Origin of the sequence: Legionella resiliens (genome assembly GCF_021344005.1) — a bacterium.
In the GTDB taxonomy this organism is placed as follows: domain Bacteria; phylum Pseudomonadota; class Gammaproteobacteria; order Legionellales; family Legionellaceae; genus Legionella; species Legionella resiliens.
This window is the reverse complement of sequence record NZ_JAJTND010000004.1, coordinates 1033245-1050529: the sequence shown is the minus strand read 5'-3', so window position 1 is coordinate 1050529 and position 17285 is coordinate 1033245. Positions and strand designations below refer to the sequence as shown.

Genomic DNA, 17285 nt, shown 5'->3' with positions numbered 1-17285 from the left:
AAATACCTGAAGGCAACCCCCATGCACCATTATTCTCAAATAGAAGAGCAGCCCTCAAAAATTTATCGTAGTATCTGAAAAAATTCTGTGAGTAATAAAGCACATTCCGCTTGCATTATTCCCTCGTCAATTTGAACTTTATGATTCAAAGGATAACCCTGTAATAAGTTATAGACAGATCCTGCTGCACCCGCTTTAAAATCTCTAGTTGCAAAAACCAGTCTTCTAATTCGTGCATGCACAATAAGTCCAGAACACATAGCGCATGGTTCAAGAGTCACATAAAGTGTCGTGTCTAACAGACGATGATTTTTTAGTTGTTGCGATGCCTGTCTAATTGCACGGACTTCGGCGTGTTCTGAGGGATCGTGACTGGTTTGGATGCAATTTCGTCCAAAACCTAATAACTGATTGTCTTTACTTACCAATACGGCGCCAACAGGAACCTCCCCTTCCTCTTGGGCGAGAATAGCCTGAGCATATGCCTTTTGCATCCAATAGTGATCATTCATTTTCAAAAAATTTTAAAACGTAGCCTGGGTGCAGCGAAGCGAAATCCGGGTTCTCCTTCGCTGCACCCAGGCTACAATTATTCCCATTCGATCGTAGCAGGTGGTTTACCGGAAATATCGTAAGTTACACGAGATACTCCCTCTACTTCATTAATAATCCGGTTGGATACATGGCCTAGAAAATCCCAAGGCAATTGGGACCAATGCGCTGTCATAAAATCAATTGTCTCCACAGCGCGAAGACAAATCACATAATCGTATTTACGTCCATCACCCATCACACCAACACTTTTAACAGGCAAAAATACAGCAAAAGCTTGACTGACTTTATGATAAAGATCGGCCTTCCTTAATTCATCAATAAAAATAGCATCGGCTCGACGTAAAATATCTGCATATTCCTTTTTAACTTCCGCTAAAATTCGCACACCCAAGCCTGGTCCAGGAAACGGATGACGGTATACCATATCGTGAGGCAGACCTAACTCAAGACCTATTTTACGCACCTCATCCTTAAATAATTCACGAATAGGCTCTAGTAATCCCAAGTTCAATGTTTCCGGCAAACCACCCACATTATGATGGGATTTAATTACAACTGAAGCACCATTCGTGCTCGTTGCTGCCGACTCAATAACATCAGGATAAATTGTTCCTTGCGCCAACCACGAAACCCCAGGAATTTTTAGTGCTTCTTCATCAAAGACTTCAATAAAAGTACGGCCAATAATTTTTCTTTTTTCTTCTGGACAGGTCACACCTTTCAACGCTTGCAAAAACTTTTCTTCCGCTCGAACTGAAATAACTTCAAGACCCATGTGCTTGCCAAACATTTCCATAACTTCACTTGCTTCATTAAAACGCAACAAGCCGGTATCTACAAAAACACAAACCAACTGTTTGCCAATCGCTTTATGTAATAAAGCAGCGACAACAGAAGAATCCACCCCGCCAGACAAACCGAGCAATACCTTCTCAGTTCCTACTTGAGCTCTGATTTTATTAATTGCTTCATCAATAATAAGTTCAGACGTCCAATTAGTCGACGCCTTACAGATATCAACAACGAAACGATATAAAATGCGCATTCCTTGTAGTGTATGCGTTACCTCCGGATGAAATTGTACTCCATACATGTGACGGCTTTCATCAGCCATTCCAGCAATCGGTGCATTACGTGTCTCACAAATTACCTTAAAACCGAGAGGTAATTTCGTCACTTTATCTCCATGGCTCATCCAGACATCTAATAAAGCATTTCCATCAGAATTAAGTCGATCCTCAATTTGTGAAAACAATTGGCTGTGACCATGTAATTTCAATTCAGCATAACCAAACTCTCTAATTGAAGATGACTGTACTTCACCACCTAATTGCACTGCCATAGTTTGCATTCCATAACAAATCCCCAAAATAGGCAGGCCCGAAGTAAAAAGCCATTGGGGTGCACGTGGATTCTCATCATGGGTTACAGTTGCTGGACCACCAGACAAAATAACGCCACAAGGATTTAGAGCTGCAAATTGTTCTTGTGTTATATTAAATGGATGGATTTCGCAATAGACACCTAATTCGCGCACACGCCGTGCGATCAGTTGTGTGTATTGAGAACCAAAATCCAGGATCAGCAAAGGATGTTGTTTTAAATCACTCATTATTAATTATCCACCTGATAGTTTGGTGCCTGTTTTGTTATACTTACATCATGAACATGTGACTCCCTCATTCCTGCATTAGTCACTTGTACGAATTCAGTCTTAGTATGTAATTGTTCGATATTTTCACATCCTGTATATCCCATACATGAACGCAAACCACCTAACAATTGATGAATAATTGTTTGCGCCAATCCTTTATAAGGAACACGTCCTTCAATTCCTTCTGGAACTAATTTTTCGGAACCTAATGAGGCATCCTGGAAATAACGGTCGCTAGAACCTTGTGATGAAGCCATAGCACCAATTGAGCCCATGCCACGATAGCTTTTATAGGTTCTACCTTGATATAATTCGATTTCTCCTGGGGACTCTTCCGTACCTGCAAACATGCTTCCAAGCATTACAGTATCTGCACCTGCAGCAAGCGCTTTACACACATCACCAGAAAAACGTATACCACCATCAGCAATTATTGGGATTTTTCCTTTGAGTTCTTGTGCCACATTTGCAATCGCAGTAATTTGAGGAACACCAACGCCAGTTACAATCCGTGTAGTGCAAATAGAACCAGGACCTATACCTACTTTTACTGCATCTGCACCGGCTGCATATAAATCTCGAGCTGCTGAAGCTGTAGCGATATTCCCACCAATCACCTCTATATTCGGATGGTATTTTTTAATCCATTTTACGCGATCAAGCACACCCTGTGAGTGCCCATGTGCCGTATCAACAACAAGCGCATCAACACCCGCTTCAATTAATGCTTCAATACGTTCATCAGTACCCTCACCTACGCCAACAGCTGCACCAACTCGCAACTGTTCTGCAGCATCTTTACATGCATAAGGATTTTCTTTGGCTTTTTGTATGTCTTTAACCGTGATCAATCCACGTAATTGAAACGCATCATTAACTACAAGCAATTTTTCTATACGATGCTTATGTAATAAACTGCGTACCTCTTCACGACTTGATCCTTCCCTCACAGTGACTAATTTTGTCTTAGGAGTCATTACCTGCTCAACGCTCAAAGATAAATTGGTTTCAAAACGGATGTCTCGACTGGTTACTATACCGACTAAATTTTCACCATCAACTACAGGAACCCCCGAGATACTATATTTGGTCATTACCTCAAGTAATTCTTTTACTGTGATATTAGGAGTCACTGTAATCGGGTCTTTCACCATACCACTTTCAAACTTTTTCACTTTTCGGACTTCATCAGCTTGCGCCATAATTGCCATGTTCTTATGAATAATACCGATACCACCCTCTTGCGCTAAAGCGATGGCTAAGCGAGCCTCGGTCACAGTATCCATGGCTGCTGATACAAGAGGAATGTTCAAGCTAATCGCACGAGTTAATTTTGTTTTTAAAGACACATCTTTAGGTAATATCAAAGAGTGGGCAGGAATAAGAAGGACATCGTCAAAAGTTAGTGATTGCTGCACAATAGATAGAGCCATTTTATTCTCGTTACAAGAGTTAAATTAACCGAATAGTTTACTATAAATTGTGGACAAATTAAACAGAAAATTTACAGTAAACAAAAATAATTCTTTATAATTATAGGACTTGTTGATCTATTTTTATCAAAAACCCCCTCATATTTTCATTGAGCTTAGAATTCTTTCAATATCATTAAGCTAAATAATTTATAATCTTACGGTATTGATAAGGCAATAAAAAGTTTAAAAATTGTCTTTAGAGTTCTTCTTTATTGTGGAAAATGTTTTTCCACAGATTACTATTGCACTACTTGAATTAGTTATCAATTAACGTGTACACTGTTGGTTAAATATTGTGTTGAATCAAAAATAATAGGAAGGGTTCAGCGTTGGCTAAAATAATTGTAATTACATCGGGTAAAGGTGGGGTAGGAAAAACTACTTCTTCTGCAGCTATTTCTTCAGGCCTCGCTCTATTAGGGCACAAGACTGTCGTCATTGACTTTGATATCGGTTTAAGAAACCTCGATATTATCATGGGCTGTGAACGTCGAGTTGTTTATGACTTTATTAATGTCATTAATAAGGAAGCAAGCCTAAATCAGGCTTTAATTAAAGACAAACGCATTGCAAACCTTTCTATACTTCCTGCATCACAAACTCGAGATAAAGATGCATTAACTCTTGAAGGGGTTGAACGAATCCTTAATGATCTTGCAAAAGACTTTGATTTTATTATTTGTGATTCGCCTGCTGGAATTGAAACGGGTGCATTAATGGCTATGTATTTTGCTGATCATGCAATCGTTGTGACTAATCCAGAAGTTTCCTCTGTGCGCGATTCTGATCGTATCCTGGGAATACTTGCAAGCAAGACTAAAAGAGCCGTCGAAAATCAAGCACCAATTCAAGAGCATTTGTTATTAACACGTTATGATCCAGAACGCGTTGAGCGTGGCGACATGCTTTCCGTTACTGACGTAAAGGAAATTTTAGCCATTCCATTAATTGGTGTTATTCCAGAATCAAAATCTGTACTTAAAGCTTCAAACACAGGTACACCCGTAGTGCTTGATGAAACAAGTGACGCCGGTATTGCTTATCAAGATGCAATTGCTCGTTTTCTCGGCGAAGAAAGACCTATGCGCTTCATAAATAATGATCGTAAAGGATTATTGCGTCGCTTATTCAGCAAAAATAAGGAGGAAGTGACGGTATGAGTATTTTCAATTACCTGCGCAGAAGGAGTGCTACAGCATCAGTTGCTAAAGAGCGTCTACAGATAATAATTTCTCACGAACGTTCTCAACGTAACACACCTGACTACCTACCCAAACTTCAGGAAGAAATTCTTACTGTTATTGCTAAATACGTACATGTCACACGTGATCAAGTCAGTGTGAATCTTGAACGCATGGGGGATAACTCGGTGCTTGAATTAAACATCACTATGCCAGACGATGTTAAAGAAAACGCCTAGAGACTTTTTTAGAAAGATTATATTGAAATGAGGATATTGTTTATTCATAGTGCATCTTACTCAATAATAGTCTACTAGAAATCAAATGCATTTTTTTGCCAAAACCTAGAGAGAGTTTAAGTACTTATACTAATTATGCGTAACTTCCCACTTTCCTGTAATAGATTCATGTTTTGATTGTTTCATTTCATGATTTGCAGTTAATGTCCTCTTATCCAGAATCATCACTTCCACTACTGATCCTATAATAACTACTTCATTTATATACCACAAGTTCAAGGATTATTTGGTGGAACATTGAGGCCAGGTGGAACCTTGGGACTAGGTTGGATACTTGGGCCAGGAGGAATATTGGGATTAGGTTGCATAGTTGGACCAGGCTCCACATTTACATCACCAGGCCGAGTATTTATATCAGGTTGTACATTTGCACCAGGTGGCACACTTGCTCCGGGTTGAGCCGGTGCTCCAGGTTGAACCGGTGCTCCGGATTGAACCGGTGCTCCGGGTTGAACCGGTGCTCCGGGTTGAGCAGGTATTCCGGGTTGAGCAGGTATTCCGGGTTGAGCCGGTATTCCGGGTTGAGCCGGTATTCCGGGTTGAGCAGGTGCTCCGGGCTGAAACGGTGCTCCGGGCTGAACCGGTGTTCCGGGTTGAATCGGTGTTCCGGGTTGAGCCGGTATTCCGTGTTGAACCGGTGCTCCGGGTTGAACCGGTGCTCCGGGTTGAGCCGGTGTTCCAGATTGAACCGGCGCTCCAGGTTGAGCCGGTATTCCGGGTTGAGCCGGTGCTCCAGATTGAGCCGGTATTCCGGGTTGAACAGATGTTCCAGATTGAACAGATGTTGCAGATTGAACCGGTGTTGCAGATTGAACCGGTGTACCGGATTGAACTCCCGGAAATGTTTGCCTGATAATCGTCGGTTTTCCAGTTACAGGAAGCTGTGTACCCTTATTCTTTCCAGCGCTTAGCGTCCGAATTTGTGCTGGGGTTAGAGGCTTGCCTCCATTTTTTAAAAGAAGTGGTTGTGCTTCAGAGAAGGATGGGGTTGCTAAAGCAGGTTGAGTTTTGACAATAATGGGTTTTGATAGTATTTCTGCTGGGGGTATTACCTGAGTAAACTTCCTCCCCCCGAATATACTGATAGGCTGGGGGACAACAGGCGCGGCATATATTTTATTTGCATCGAAAAGTATCTTATTAGGGACACGTGAGCGTAGGTTGTTCACTATTCTGGAATTAATAAAATCATTAGTTGTTACAACGGTCACTGCGTTAGGAATCTGTGTATTTTTATAATTAATTCTTATATTTTGATGCTTATAAATATTCTTAAGATAGGCAACATTAATCACTGTGTTATTCAGATTGATCGCTGTAAAATAGTTATAGCTAACATGATAAGGCGGAATGTAGGGTTCGCCTGGAGCTAAAGGAAACCAACCTATACCATATCCTCCATCGAGCATGAGTTGTGGATTATTACCTCCAATAAATACGGTTAATGCAGGTGCATAAATAGGATATGCGCCTATTGGTCCTGGTACCCAACACCATCGCTCCTTAAGGAAAGCCCAGCGTCCATAGTGAAATGGTGCAAAACCCCAGGGTTGATTATCTACCCAAGTCCACCCCCAATAATTTATCCATATCCATTGGCCATCTTGGTACGGAGCCCAATCTGAAGCTACCTTATTGGGATACCAAACTGGGCCATATTGTTTATCTTCAATCCAAGCCCCATAATTTCCAAGATCCTCATAACCTATAGTTTCTGGGGAAACATACTGAGTTGAGACTGTACCTGCAATCTTGTCCCGTTCCAAACTCCAGTTTTCAAAAGAATCAAGTGGAGCAAGACGGGTACATTGATAATTTTCTAAATTAGTTCCTGTAGCACTGCATGAATAACCTACACCAATATTATTGGATGCATTTTCTCCATAAGCCATACCTTGTCCCATTCTCACACTAACTGTAGTCATATTATTTTGGGTTGTTACATCAAAACGATAGTAACCAGGTTCAGTAATGACAAAAGCTAAATTTGGTGTATCAACTTCATAAACTTGTTGACGCTTTGTGCGCTTGATACTTAAAGCAAGAGTTCCTTGGGTAATTTGTAATTGTGTGATTTGATCATCCAAATTCAAAATTTTTAGATCGGTTTGACTTCCCATACGTGCGGTGGCTCCAGACAATTGCATTTCTATATGAGATCCTGTATCTGACCATATCCGGTCATTTGCAATTAAAGGCCGATTAAGGGTGACACTTACCCATTGCGTTACCCCTGCAGGTACAAAACTGACTGTTCCACTAATATAGCTTAATCGGGCAACCTGATTGAAGGAATCCGCAAAGGTCAAGGTAGATATCAGTAACAGGAGGCAACCCACTATACTGGACATCATGATATTTTCCTTCACTGCCCTTTGCTTCATGTTAACCTCCATATTCTTATATTATTCCTGATACGTTAAGGAGCTTTCTTACAAATGAGTGTGTTTTTCTTTACCTGGATAACCTTGTCTAAGTATAGTCTAATGTTGCCTGATTAAAGCAAAGTAAGGCTTGATCTGGTATTTTCATTTTTTAATGTATGCATCAAAGAAAAACCCGGGGGTTATGTCGAAACACCCCGGGTTATGAAAAATATTTATAGTTATTACGAGTAAAAATCAAATCATTTCTGATTCTATATCATCTTTATTAACAATAAGCTTTTTAGTCCTAACAGGTTTTGTTGATGCGGGTCGACGTAAATCTTCATCATTGAAATCATCTACCTTAATTACATCCTGTCGTGCCAACTCTGCTTCTTTTAATTGCTTGGCTTCTTTCTCGGTTAGCAAACCACAAGCCAAAGCTTCATCGATTTGTTCCAGTAAAGTAAGTGATTTTAAAACATTATCTTTTACTGCACGCATTACTTTTCTTTCCAACTCCTCCACTGCGCAAATTTTGTGGAAAGCTTCCTCCAGACGACCTAAAGGACAATTATCCCCGGCTCTGCTGTAGACTAAACGAGTGAGGCGCATACGGGTTTCCCCAGGTTCAATTAGGATTCTGGCTAACTTATGGCCCAGCAGATCATTTGGTTTATTTCTTAGATTACCTAAAGGTTTAATAATCAAGCGTAAAACAACTCGTGCCCAACGTACTGGAAAATTGACAATAACGCCATGCATTGCTGTCTCACATTCATGCAAAAGTTGTTGGCAGCTCCAATCAACCAAAGGTAAATCAGCTTTGGGTTCACCATCTTCGTGAAAACGTTTCAAAACTGCTGAAATCAAATACAATGAACTAAGCATGTCCCCAAGACGTGAAGATAATTTCTCTTTACGTTTTAAGTCACCCCCCAGGACAGTCATTGAGAAATCAGCAAGAAACGCCAAATTAGCACTGTATTTATGCACAAGTTGATAATAACGCTTTACACTGCTCACTGGTGCTTTGGACAAATGTGCATCAGTCCATGCAAAAATAATTGACTTCGTAAAGTTAGCAATAATAAATCCAGCATGGGAAAAAAATGCCTTATCAAATTCAACCAGATTGTTGTTTCTGATACTTTCTAACTCCTTAAATACATAAGGATGGCATCGAATTGCTCCCTGGCCAAAAATAATTAAACTTCGAGTAAGTATGTTCGCTCCTTCAACGGTAATTGCGATAGGTGAACCTTGATAACCTCTGCCCATATAATTATTAGGACCAAGACAAATGCCTTTTCCGCCATGGATATCCATGGCATCAAGTGATACCTGTCTTGCACGTTCTGTCGTGTGGTATTTTAATATAGCCCCAACTACGGAAGGCTTGGCTCCATGATCAATAGCAGCAGCAGCCATTGTTACAGCAGCGTCAATAATGTAAGTATTTGCCGCTAACCTGGCCAAAGGTTCCTCAATTCCCTCAAACTTTCCAATTGATTGATTAAATTGTTTGCGAACACGTGCATAAGCTCCCGAAGCCAAAGCCGCAGCCTGGGCACCGCCGTTAGCACTCGAAGGTAAGGATATGGCTCTCCCGGCGCTTAAACATTCCATTAACATGCGCCAACCGCAACCTGCCATAGCTACACCACCGATTAGGTAATCCATGGGAATAAAAACATCCTTTCCCTGAGTTGGGCCATTTAAAAATCCTGTATTCAATGGGAAATGACGACGTCCTTTAGTAATTCCTGGGGTGTTTGCTGGTATTAATGCACAGCTAATGCCCACATCCTCGCCTTTACCTAATAAATTATCCGGATCAAATAACCTGAAAGCCAACCCGATTACTGTGGCTACTGGACATAAAGTAATGTAACGCTTATCCCAATTTAAGCGGATACCTAATATTTTTTCACCATCAATTTCTTGATGACATACTATGCCTTTGTCAGGGATTGATGCTGCATCAGAGCCCGCATTGGGACCAGTTAATGCAAAACAAGGGATTTCCCGTCCATCAGCCAAGCGTGGCAAGTAATAATTTTTTTGCTCTTCAGTTCCGTACTTAAGTAACAACTCTCCTGGTCCTAGAGAATTAGGTACAGATATAGTTGTAGCAGCTGTAATTGAGCGACCATAGATTTTTACTAAAATTGACATTTGTGCGGTGGCAGAAAATTCAAGTCCACCATAACGTTTGGGTATAATCATACCTAAAAATCGATTTTCCTTGATAAACTGCCAAATTTCTTGAGGTAAATCGGTTAGGTTATGAGTTATATCCCAATCATCGATCATGCCGCACAGGGTATTTACGGGACCATCAAGAAAAGCTTGCTCTTCATCAGTCAAACGAATTGTAGGGGCATTTCTCAGTACAGAAAAATCTGGAGCACCACTAAATAAATCACCTTCCCAACTTACAGTGCCCGCTTCCAGCGCCTCTCTCTCAGTTGAAGACATGGCAGGCATGGCCTTGCTTACTGTTTTAAAAAAATACTTGGATAATAATATTCGTCTTAAAGGTTTTATAGAGCCAGCAATTAAAATAAGTTCCACTAAAACAAGCACTATTTGAGTTGCCAATCCCGGAGAACCATACATGAAAACAAGAGCACTAAATAGAGCAAAGCTAATAGCCCACACTGAAACTGCTGCCTGCCTGGTAAGCAATATCCCTGCAGCACCAATGATTATGAGCACTAAAATAGCGTGTAGCACATTATTCTCCTTAATTATTTGAGGTCTTCCGACCACTCGTACTATTTAAGTATAAACCAGTCACAATTTTTATAATCTGCTTTGCCACAAATTCCGGGTGTTCCATAGGAAATAAATGGGTCCCTTTGGTTTTATGACTTGTTACATTAAAATATTTTTTCATATAGCGCACATCCATTTTACCAACCACAGTACTTTTGTCACCATAAATTAATGCTGCCGGAATTAATAACTTACCTTCATAGTTTGGAATAACGTGTGGAATAGTTCGATAAATTTGATATTCAATGTGTCTATCAAATCGCAGATGATAACCGTCATCTTTATACTTTAAACCGTAGGTAATATAATCATTTAAGCAGGCATCAGTAAAGGTCTTAAATAACTCTCGCGTCTTTAAATAACCCATTAATTGATCATGATCTTTCCAATACATACGCCGACTTCGGGTTCTAAACGCCGGCGTAACCCGATCAATAATACCTAGAGCTTTTGCCAAACGAACCATGCTTGATTTAAAAGTGCCGATTAAGGGTGAATCCAGCATAATGACCGCTTTAAATAATTCAGGTTGTTCAACTGCTGCTAATAAGCTTAAAATGCCACCTAATGAATGCCCAACTGCTATAACAGGACGATCGGCCTGTTTTTTAACACTGGCAATGACTTCTGAAACCAGATTATGCCAGTTTTCGCTAACTGGGAACAAAGGATCATGTCCAATCTTGTCAATATAACAATAATCGAATTCTTCCTCGAGTCGATCCAGCATTTGTTTATAACATAACGCCGGAAAGCCATTCCCATGTGCAAAATGAATCAACTCTTTCATAAGGTCACCACGTGCATTGCTCCATATTCATTAATTCCATAAGCGGTTTAATTCCATAAGCGGTTTAATTCCACCTCCATGAAAATGCCTTAACAAAATACAATTTTTTATAAAATGGCAACTCGTCTGCTTTCTGCGCGTAGGGAATAAAGTGCAAAGCTGTAATAGAAAACAAGCAATGCGAATAAAATGTAACCAGAACCCATGAAAATTGAATTGAGTGTGAGCATGACAAGTAGAAGTAATAACATAGGGGTTCCAGCAACAGCTAAAAGCCGGCTTGATTGGGCAAAAGTTACACTAAAAGAAAAGAATATGGTTGAAAAAACTTGTCCCAAAAAAGCTAAAACCAGGAAAAGAATTATGAAAATTGAAAATAACATGGCTACAACCATAGGATAAATCATTAGTTCTGAATAAAATCTCAGATTTCTAATTGAATCTTCTTCTGCAATTTTTTTGCCATCAAATACTAGATTAGTTCCTTTATCAAAAGTTTGAACTAATGGAGTGCCTTTGCTCGGCTTTGTTTCTGCCATATTAAAAAGCTTCAAACTGGGCACCTTAAGTGAAATTTTATTTTTGTTTACCAAAATCGTGAGGTAAGGATATTTGGAAGGGAAATCATTGATTTCTCCTGTTGTGTCAACAATAATAACCACTTCTCCTTGATCATTCTTGATCAAATAAGGCATGGGCTTATTAAAAGAAACTTCTCCATTTTGGATAATAAAAACAGGAATTTTTGATAAAGGATCGGTAATTTGTTCTTTAAACGCCTGATTCAAACTGAAACTCATCCTTAAAGAAAATGGAATCGAAAATAAGGCAATAACGAGCAACAGATAAAGAATACCAAGTCCTCGCCAACGTTTTCCAACATCCACATAAAGACGTCGTGAATAGAAAGACATATACAATGCTGACCAATAGCGGTAGACCGGAGTATCAATTGGTTTTAGTTGCTTGCTTTTTTCTTTACTCACGTCATTCTCCAATACGTTTTCCAGACTTACGATGAAAAAGATGTAACTTAATTTTAGGTAGCTCAACCCAGAGTTGTCCACTCGAAATGTGTTGATCCGCAGTGACGCGCAAATTAAGTGGCTGATTATTCTTGATGCATGTCGCATGTATCAATTTGTCTGCACCCATATTATCAACAAACTCGACATGAATTGAGATGCTTTGTGGATTATTTTCAGAACAAAGCCCAACATGCTCCGCTCGAATTGCCATAATGAGTTCGTCCTTATCTTCAAGGTTCCGTGCCAATTCTGGGATAAGATAATCAACTCCCAAATCTGTTTGTACTGTATTGCTGCTTTTATTGAAGACGCCAGATACTATGTTCAAAGGATAATGTCCTGTGAATCCTGCAACGAATAAGGTAGCAGGATTTTGATACAGTTCCTGGGGAGTGCCTATCTGCTCAACAACTCCTTGATTAAGTACCATAACGCGTTCCGCCATAGTCATTGCTTCAGTTTGATCATGGGTTACATACAAGCTAGTCGTATTTAATTGCTGATGTAAACGGCGAATTTCATGACGCATTTCCGTACGTAATTTTGCATCCAGATTAGATAAAGGTTCATCAAATAAAAAAACAGCTGGGGAACGCACCATAGCCCTTCCCATCGCCACTCTTTGTTTTTGTCCTCCTGAAAGTGCCTGAGGTTTACGCTCTAGATAAGGAGTTAAATGCAACAATTGTGCTGCTTCATCTACTCGTTGCTTAATATCTGCTTTCTTAAAATGCCTCATTTTTAATCCATAAGCCATATTTTCAAATACAGTCATATGAGGATAAAGAGCATAATTTTGAAAAACCATAGCCATATCCCTTTTTGCTGCAGGTATTTTATTGACACATTGATCATTAATCAAAATCGAGCCCGAACTTAAATCATCCAAACCAGCAATTAAGCGCAATAATGTAGTTTTTCCACATCCAGAAGGACCAACGATCACCATAAACTCGCCTTTTTTGATGCTAACGTTTACTTTATCCAGAATCGTTGTTGATCCAACACTTTTTGAAACTTCAATGAGACTGACTGTTGCCATGTTTACTTTAACCCTTTTTCAAACCAGCGCTGCATTAACATGACCACCATACAAGGTGGGATTAAAGCAATCAATGCAACAGCCATAATGTAGTGCCATTGTGGAACTTGATCTGCCACTCCAGCTAAATAGCGAATCCCCATAACTACTGTTGCCATTTTACTCTCCGTAGTAATCACTAATGGCCAAAGATACTGATTCCAACCGTACACGAACAAAATAACAAATAATGAGGCAACTTGCGTTTTGGATAAAGGCAAAACAATATCAAAAAAGAAACGTACAGCACCTGCCCCATCCAGTTTTGCTGCATCAACAAGTTCAGAAGGAATTGTTTTAAAAAACTGACGAAACAAGAAAGTTCCAGTTGCAGATACAAATAGAGGTAAAGTTAACCCAGTAAATGAATTTAATAATCCAAATGAAGCAACAACCTGAAAAGTAGGTACAATCCTGACCTCTATAGGCAACATCATGGTAGTAAAGATCAATGCAAAACATAATTTTTTAAAAGGAAAATCAAAATAAACCAAAGCAAAGGCAGAACCTAAGGCAAAAACAATTTTTCCCAAAGCAATAGCTATAGCCATAAAAAAACTGTTTAACAACATAGAAGTAATAGGTTCCCCACCTGTAACCGACAAGCCCTCCGTCATCACAGCCTTCAAATTCTTGAATAATAAACTCCCTGGAACTATAGGTATATGAGATTGCATCATAGCACTGCCATCATTACTGGCAGCGACAAGAGCCAAATAAACAGGCAATAACATCAAAATCACAAAAAAGCATAAAAAACTATGCTGGATAACACGAGCGAAATATGATTTCATGCGTAATGAACCTTTTTTTCGAGGTATCTAAATTGCACTAAAGAAACAATAATTACAATAAACATCAGCAGTACTGATTGCGCTGATGAACTTCCCAAATCCATTCCTTCAAACCCATCTTGATATACCTTATAAATCAAATTAGTCGTACTGTTGCCAGGTCCGCCATGGGTTATCACTTGAATAATGCCAAAAGTATCAAAAAAACCATACATTAAATTTATAATGAGCAAGAAAAAAGTAGTTGGTGATAAAAGTGGAAAAATAATTTGCCAAAAACGTTGCCATCCAGATGCACCATCAATAATCGCCGCATCAATTAATGACGAAGGAACCGCTTTGAGTGCTGCGAGATAAAATAGGAAATTATAGCTGAACTGCTGCCAACTGGCAGTGAGAATTATTACTGAAAATGCCTGATTTACATTATTTACATAATCAAAATTAATCCCTAATAATTGTAAAAGATGCGTCAGCCATCCTAAAGTGGGATGGCATAAAAAACGCCATAAAATTGCTGCTACTGCAGGGGCTATAGCATAAGGCCAAATTAATAAAGATTTATAAACCCCTTGCGTCTTGCCTCTATTATTCACTAATATGGCCATAAGGAGTCCTAAGCTCATTGTGAAAAAAGTCACGCTCAGAGCAATAATAAAGGTTACCCCAATTGTCTTGCTATAACTTGGATCAATGAATAGATCCACAAAATTGGAAAATCCTGCAAACTTTTTATGTAACCCAAAAGCATCCGTGTAAAAAAAAGATTGCAATAATGCATTACATGCAGGCCAAATAAAAAATATGAGGGTAACAATAAGTTGTGGAATTATAAAAAGCCAAGCAGAAAGACGTTGATGATTGAATTTAGCCATTGCCCAATATATAAGAGGGTCTGTATAAGCATTATATAGGTATGTTTTTTTAAGTAAAGTGTCTGAGCTCTTCACTCGCCCCATTAATTTCTTAAATTAAGGAAACCATTTTGCGCTACGTACACATAGAAAATCCAGGCCCCCACAGTCGATTGATCATCAAAAATGGTCCTAAGCCAGAATACAGCGCGTCACAAATTTTAGTGGGTGTTAAAGTGACTGCCCTTAATCGGGCAGATATTATGCAACGCTATGGTAAATACCCGCCTCCTCCTGGGGAATCAGATATTCTAGGCCTGGAGGTTGCTGGAGAAGTTGTCGAGGTGGGTGCAAACGTAACTCAATTCAAACCTGGTGATAAAGTCTATGGGTTAGTCGGTAGTGGGGCTTATGCCGAATTTTGTCCTGTAGAAGAATCGCTAGCCCAACATATCCCTGAAAATTGGAGTTATGCGCATGCAGCAGCACTTCCTGAAGCACTAACAACCGTTTATGCCAGTTTATTCGATTTAGGGAAGCTCAAATCGGGACAAACCTTGCTTATTCATGGAGCAGGAAGCGGCATCGCCTCATTGGCAATTCAAATGGCAAAATTGATCCATGCCCATGTAGTTACCACAGCAGGAACAGATTTCAAAGTAGAAAAAGCAATTAAACTCGGCGCAGATCAAGTGTTTAATTATCACAAACAGGATTTTGAAGACTTAATTGAAGATCACAGCGTGGATTTAATCGTTGATTTTATAGGTGGAGATTATTTTAATAAGCATCTGCATTTATTGAGGCCTAAAAGCAAGCTCATCCAGATTGCATGCCTCAAGGGAAGCTCAGTGGAATGCAATCTTGCATTGATTATGCGTAAAAGATTGCAGATCATTGGTTTTGTGCTTCGTTCTCAATCGATTGAAGAAAAAAATAAATTATGGAGTCAAGCCCATAAAGAGTGGATAGAAAACTTGAGAATAAAAAAATTGATGCCCATTATTGACTCAGAATTTAAACTGGAACAAATTGAAGAAGCACATCAATACATGCAATCAGGAGCACATTTCGGCAAAATTGTTGTCCATGTAGATTAAGTCGGGATGTATTGTATGCCTGAGTGCTGGTTATTTAGACGAAATTTTCTTAGTATGGAGAGCACGATTCAATAATTGCTCATAGATAGGTCCATTTGGGGTGAGCTGGAGCACAATCGTTGCGGTAATACATGCCATCATTACCGGAAAGATTAAATAATAATTATGAGTCATTTCTACCACCAATACTGCTCCGGTTATTGGTGAACGCGTAGATGAGGCAAAGAGTGCAGCCATCCCCGCAACTGCAAACATCCCCGGCTGGGTTAAAAAGTCAATATGCAAAATTTCCAGGATATGAAATATCGCCAAACCAAGAAGTGTCCCTAAAGACAATATAGGAGCAAAAATTCCTCCCGGAACCGCTGTTCCATAGCATGCCATGGTTCCTATAAATCGTGCTACTAAAAGAAAAAACAAAAAACCAAATCCTGGCGATAGGGTTAATGCCTGATGAATAATGTGCATGCCGCCACCTACTGCTTCTGGATGATGTACTGCTAAATAGCCAATCAAAAATCCTACAGCCAGCACGTAATATGTTTTTTGTTTTGAAGAAAGTTTATCCAGGAGCTTTAGGGTACCTATTAATGAAAGATTAAATAAAAGTCCTACAAAGCCTACCACAATGCCAAAGAGAGCAAATAACCATAACGAATCAAGATGAGGAAATTCAAATACATTCATTGGGATCGTTGGCTGAGGACCAATTATCAATTCAAGAATAACAGTAGCTGTGATGCAACAAATAACCACCATACTGAAACTGGTAAAAGAATAGTTGAACTGATTTCGCATTTCTTCCATGACAAAGATAACTCCAGCTAGAGGAGCATTAAATGCAACTGCTAAACCTGCAGCAGCCCCTGCGGCAATTAAACTGTCCTTTCTACGCCGCGTCAGGTTGAATAACCCGCCCAACATTTCTCCCAAACTACCCCCAATGTGGATCGTGGGTCCCTCTCGTCCCAAAATCATTTGGGCAGAGAGCACCAAAATACCAAAAAAGAATTTTACAGGTAATAAGCGGCGCCAGGATATGCGTCTTAAATGGAGTAATGCGCCTTCAATCTCCGGCACGCCGCTTCCTGATGCCTCAGGTGCAAAGTGCTTCACAGCTAAATATGCAACGTAAACCATAATCATCGAGACAAAACCTGAAATCAATCCGGCCGGCCATCCATGAAGACTAAGTAAATGAAAAAAATTATCGAGCAAATTACTCAACATATCGATTGATAATCGAAATGTTGAACCGACAAGGCCAACTACAATGCCTAAAACAAAAGATACAGCATAAAGCATTAATATCTTATTGCGCATTGCG

The 17285-nt window shown here is 39.6% G+C and carries 14 protein-coding genes; 3 read left to right on the top strand and 11 right to left on the bottom strand.

Translation table 11 applies throughout. The annotated features are described in order from the left end of the window. Nucleotides 1-62 precede the first annotated feature (62 nt). The 3 genes from tadA to guaB all read right to left on the bottom strand — a co-directional run bounded on the left by tadA (nucleotide 63) and on the right by guaB (nucleotide 3642). Nucleotides 63-512 (bottom strand): tRNA adenosine(34) deaminase TadA, encoded by a 450-nt coding sequence (tadA, locus tag LXO92_RS10040; RefSeq protein ID WP_232890887.1) that lies wholly within the window; start codon nucleotides 510-512, stop codon nucleotides 63-65. Between the two features lie 77 nt (nucleotides 513-589). Continuing rightward, entirely contained in the window at nucleotides 590-2167 is a 1578-nt protein-coding gene (gene guaA / locus LXO92_RS10035; RefSeq protein ID WP_232890886.1) for a glutamine-hydrolyzing GMP synthase, read from the bottom strand. Between the two features lie 2 nt (nucleotides 2168-2169). Beyond that, nucleotides 2170-3642: an IMP dehydrogenase gene (gene guaB, locus LXO92_RS10030; RefSeq protein ID WP_182352534.1), complete on the bottom strand. Its 1473-nt coding sequence runs from the start codon at nucleotides 3640-3642 to the stop codon at nucleotides 2170-2172. Nucleotides 3643-4013: 371 nt separating this feature from the next. Here guaB and minD point away from each other — a divergent pair, with 371 nt between their 5' ends. Next, nucleotides 4014-4844: a septum site-determining protein MinD gene (minD, locus tag LXO92_RS10025; protein WP_182352533.1), complete on the top strand. Its 831-nt coding sequence runs from the start codon at nucleotides 4014-4016 to the stop codon at nucleotides 4842-4844. Further along, nucleotides 4841-5104 carry a cell division topological specificity factor MinE gene (gene minE / locus LXO92_RS10020; protein WP_019233062.1) on the top strand — a complete coding sequence of 88 codons (264 nt, stop codon included), beginning with the start codon at nucleotides 4841-4843 and terminating at the stop codon, nucleotides 5102-5104. The genes minD and minE overlap by 4 nt, the downstream gene beginning before the upstream one ends. Before the next feature lie 275 nt (nucleotides 5105-5379). On the opposite strand, the gene LXO92_RS10015 is transcribed toward minE, so the two are convergent. From LXO92_RS10015 to LXO92_RS09985, 7 genes are all read right to left on the bottom strand, one after another. Continuing rightward, nucleotides 5380-7548: a DUF6600 domain-containing protein gene (locus LXO92_RS10015; RefSeq protein ID WP_232890885.1), complete on the bottom strand. Its 2169-nt coding sequence runs from the start codon at nucleotides 7546-7548 to the stop codon at nucleotides 5380-5382. A gap of 237 nt (nucleotides 7549-7785) precedes the next feature. Continuing rightward, complete coding sequence (locus LXO92_RS10010; RefSeq protein ID WP_182352532.1) at nucleotides 7786-10269, bottom strand: acyl-CoA dehydrogenase; 2484 nt, start codon at nucleotides 10267-10269, stop codon at nucleotides 7786-7788. A gap of 10 nt (nucleotides 10270-10279) precedes the next feature. Then, entirely contained in the window at nucleotides 10280-11101 is an 822-nt protein-coding gene (locus tag LXO92_RS10005; protein WP_232890884.1) for an alpha/beta fold hydrolase, read from the bottom strand. A 107-nt stretch (nucleotides 11102-11208) separates the two neighbouring features. Continuing rightward, nucleotides 11209-12087, bottom strand: a complete 879-nt coding sequence (locus LXO92_RS10000; RefSeq protein WP_232890883.1) for a DUF1189 family protein — start codon at nucleotides 12085-12087, stop codon at nucleotides 11209-11211. 1 nt (nucleotide 12088) lies between these two features. Continuing rightward, nucleotides 12089-13171 carry an ABC transporter ATP-binding protein gene (locus LXO92_RS09995; RefSeq protein ID WP_182352529.1) on the bottom strand — a complete coding sequence of 361 codons (1083 nt, stop codon included), beginning with the start codon at nucleotides 13169-13171 and terminating at the stop codon, nucleotides 12089-12091. A 2-nt stretch (nucleotides 13172-13173) separates the two neighbouring features. Next, entirely contained in the window at nucleotides 13174-14004 is an 831-nt protein-coding gene (gene ugpE, locus LXO92_RS09990) for a sn-glycerol-3-phosphate ABC transporter permease UgpE (RefSeq protein ID WP_182352528.1), read from the bottom strand. Beyond that, nucleotides 14001-14879 (bottom strand): ABC transporter permease subunit, encoded by an 879-nt coding sequence (locus LXO92_RS09985; protein WP_182352527.1) that lies wholly within the window; start codon nucleotides 14877-14879, stop codon nucleotides 14001-14003. The genes ugpE and LXO92_RS09985 overlap by 4 nt, the downstream gene beginning before the upstream one ends. A 110-nt stretch (nucleotides 14880-14989) precedes the next feature. Here LXO92_RS09985 and LXO92_RS09980 point away from each other — a divergent pair, with 110 nt between their 5' ends. Next, nucleotides 14990-15958 (top strand): NAD(P)H-quinone oxidoreductase, encoded by a 969-nt coding sequence (locus LXO92_RS09980; RefSeq protein ID WP_182352526.1) that lies wholly within the window; start codon nucleotides 14990-14992, stop codon nucleotides 15956-15958. Nucleotides 15959-15988: 30 nt separating this feature from the next. On the opposite strand, the gene clcA is transcribed toward LXO92_RS09980, so the two are convergent. After that, nucleotides 15989-17281, bottom strand: a complete 1293-nt coding sequence (clcA, locus tag LXO92_RS09975) for a H(+)/Cl(-) exchange transporter ClcA (protein WP_232890882.1) — start codon at nucleotides 17279-17281, stop codon at nucleotides 15989-15991. Nucleotides 17282-17285: the final 4 nt, after the last annotated feature.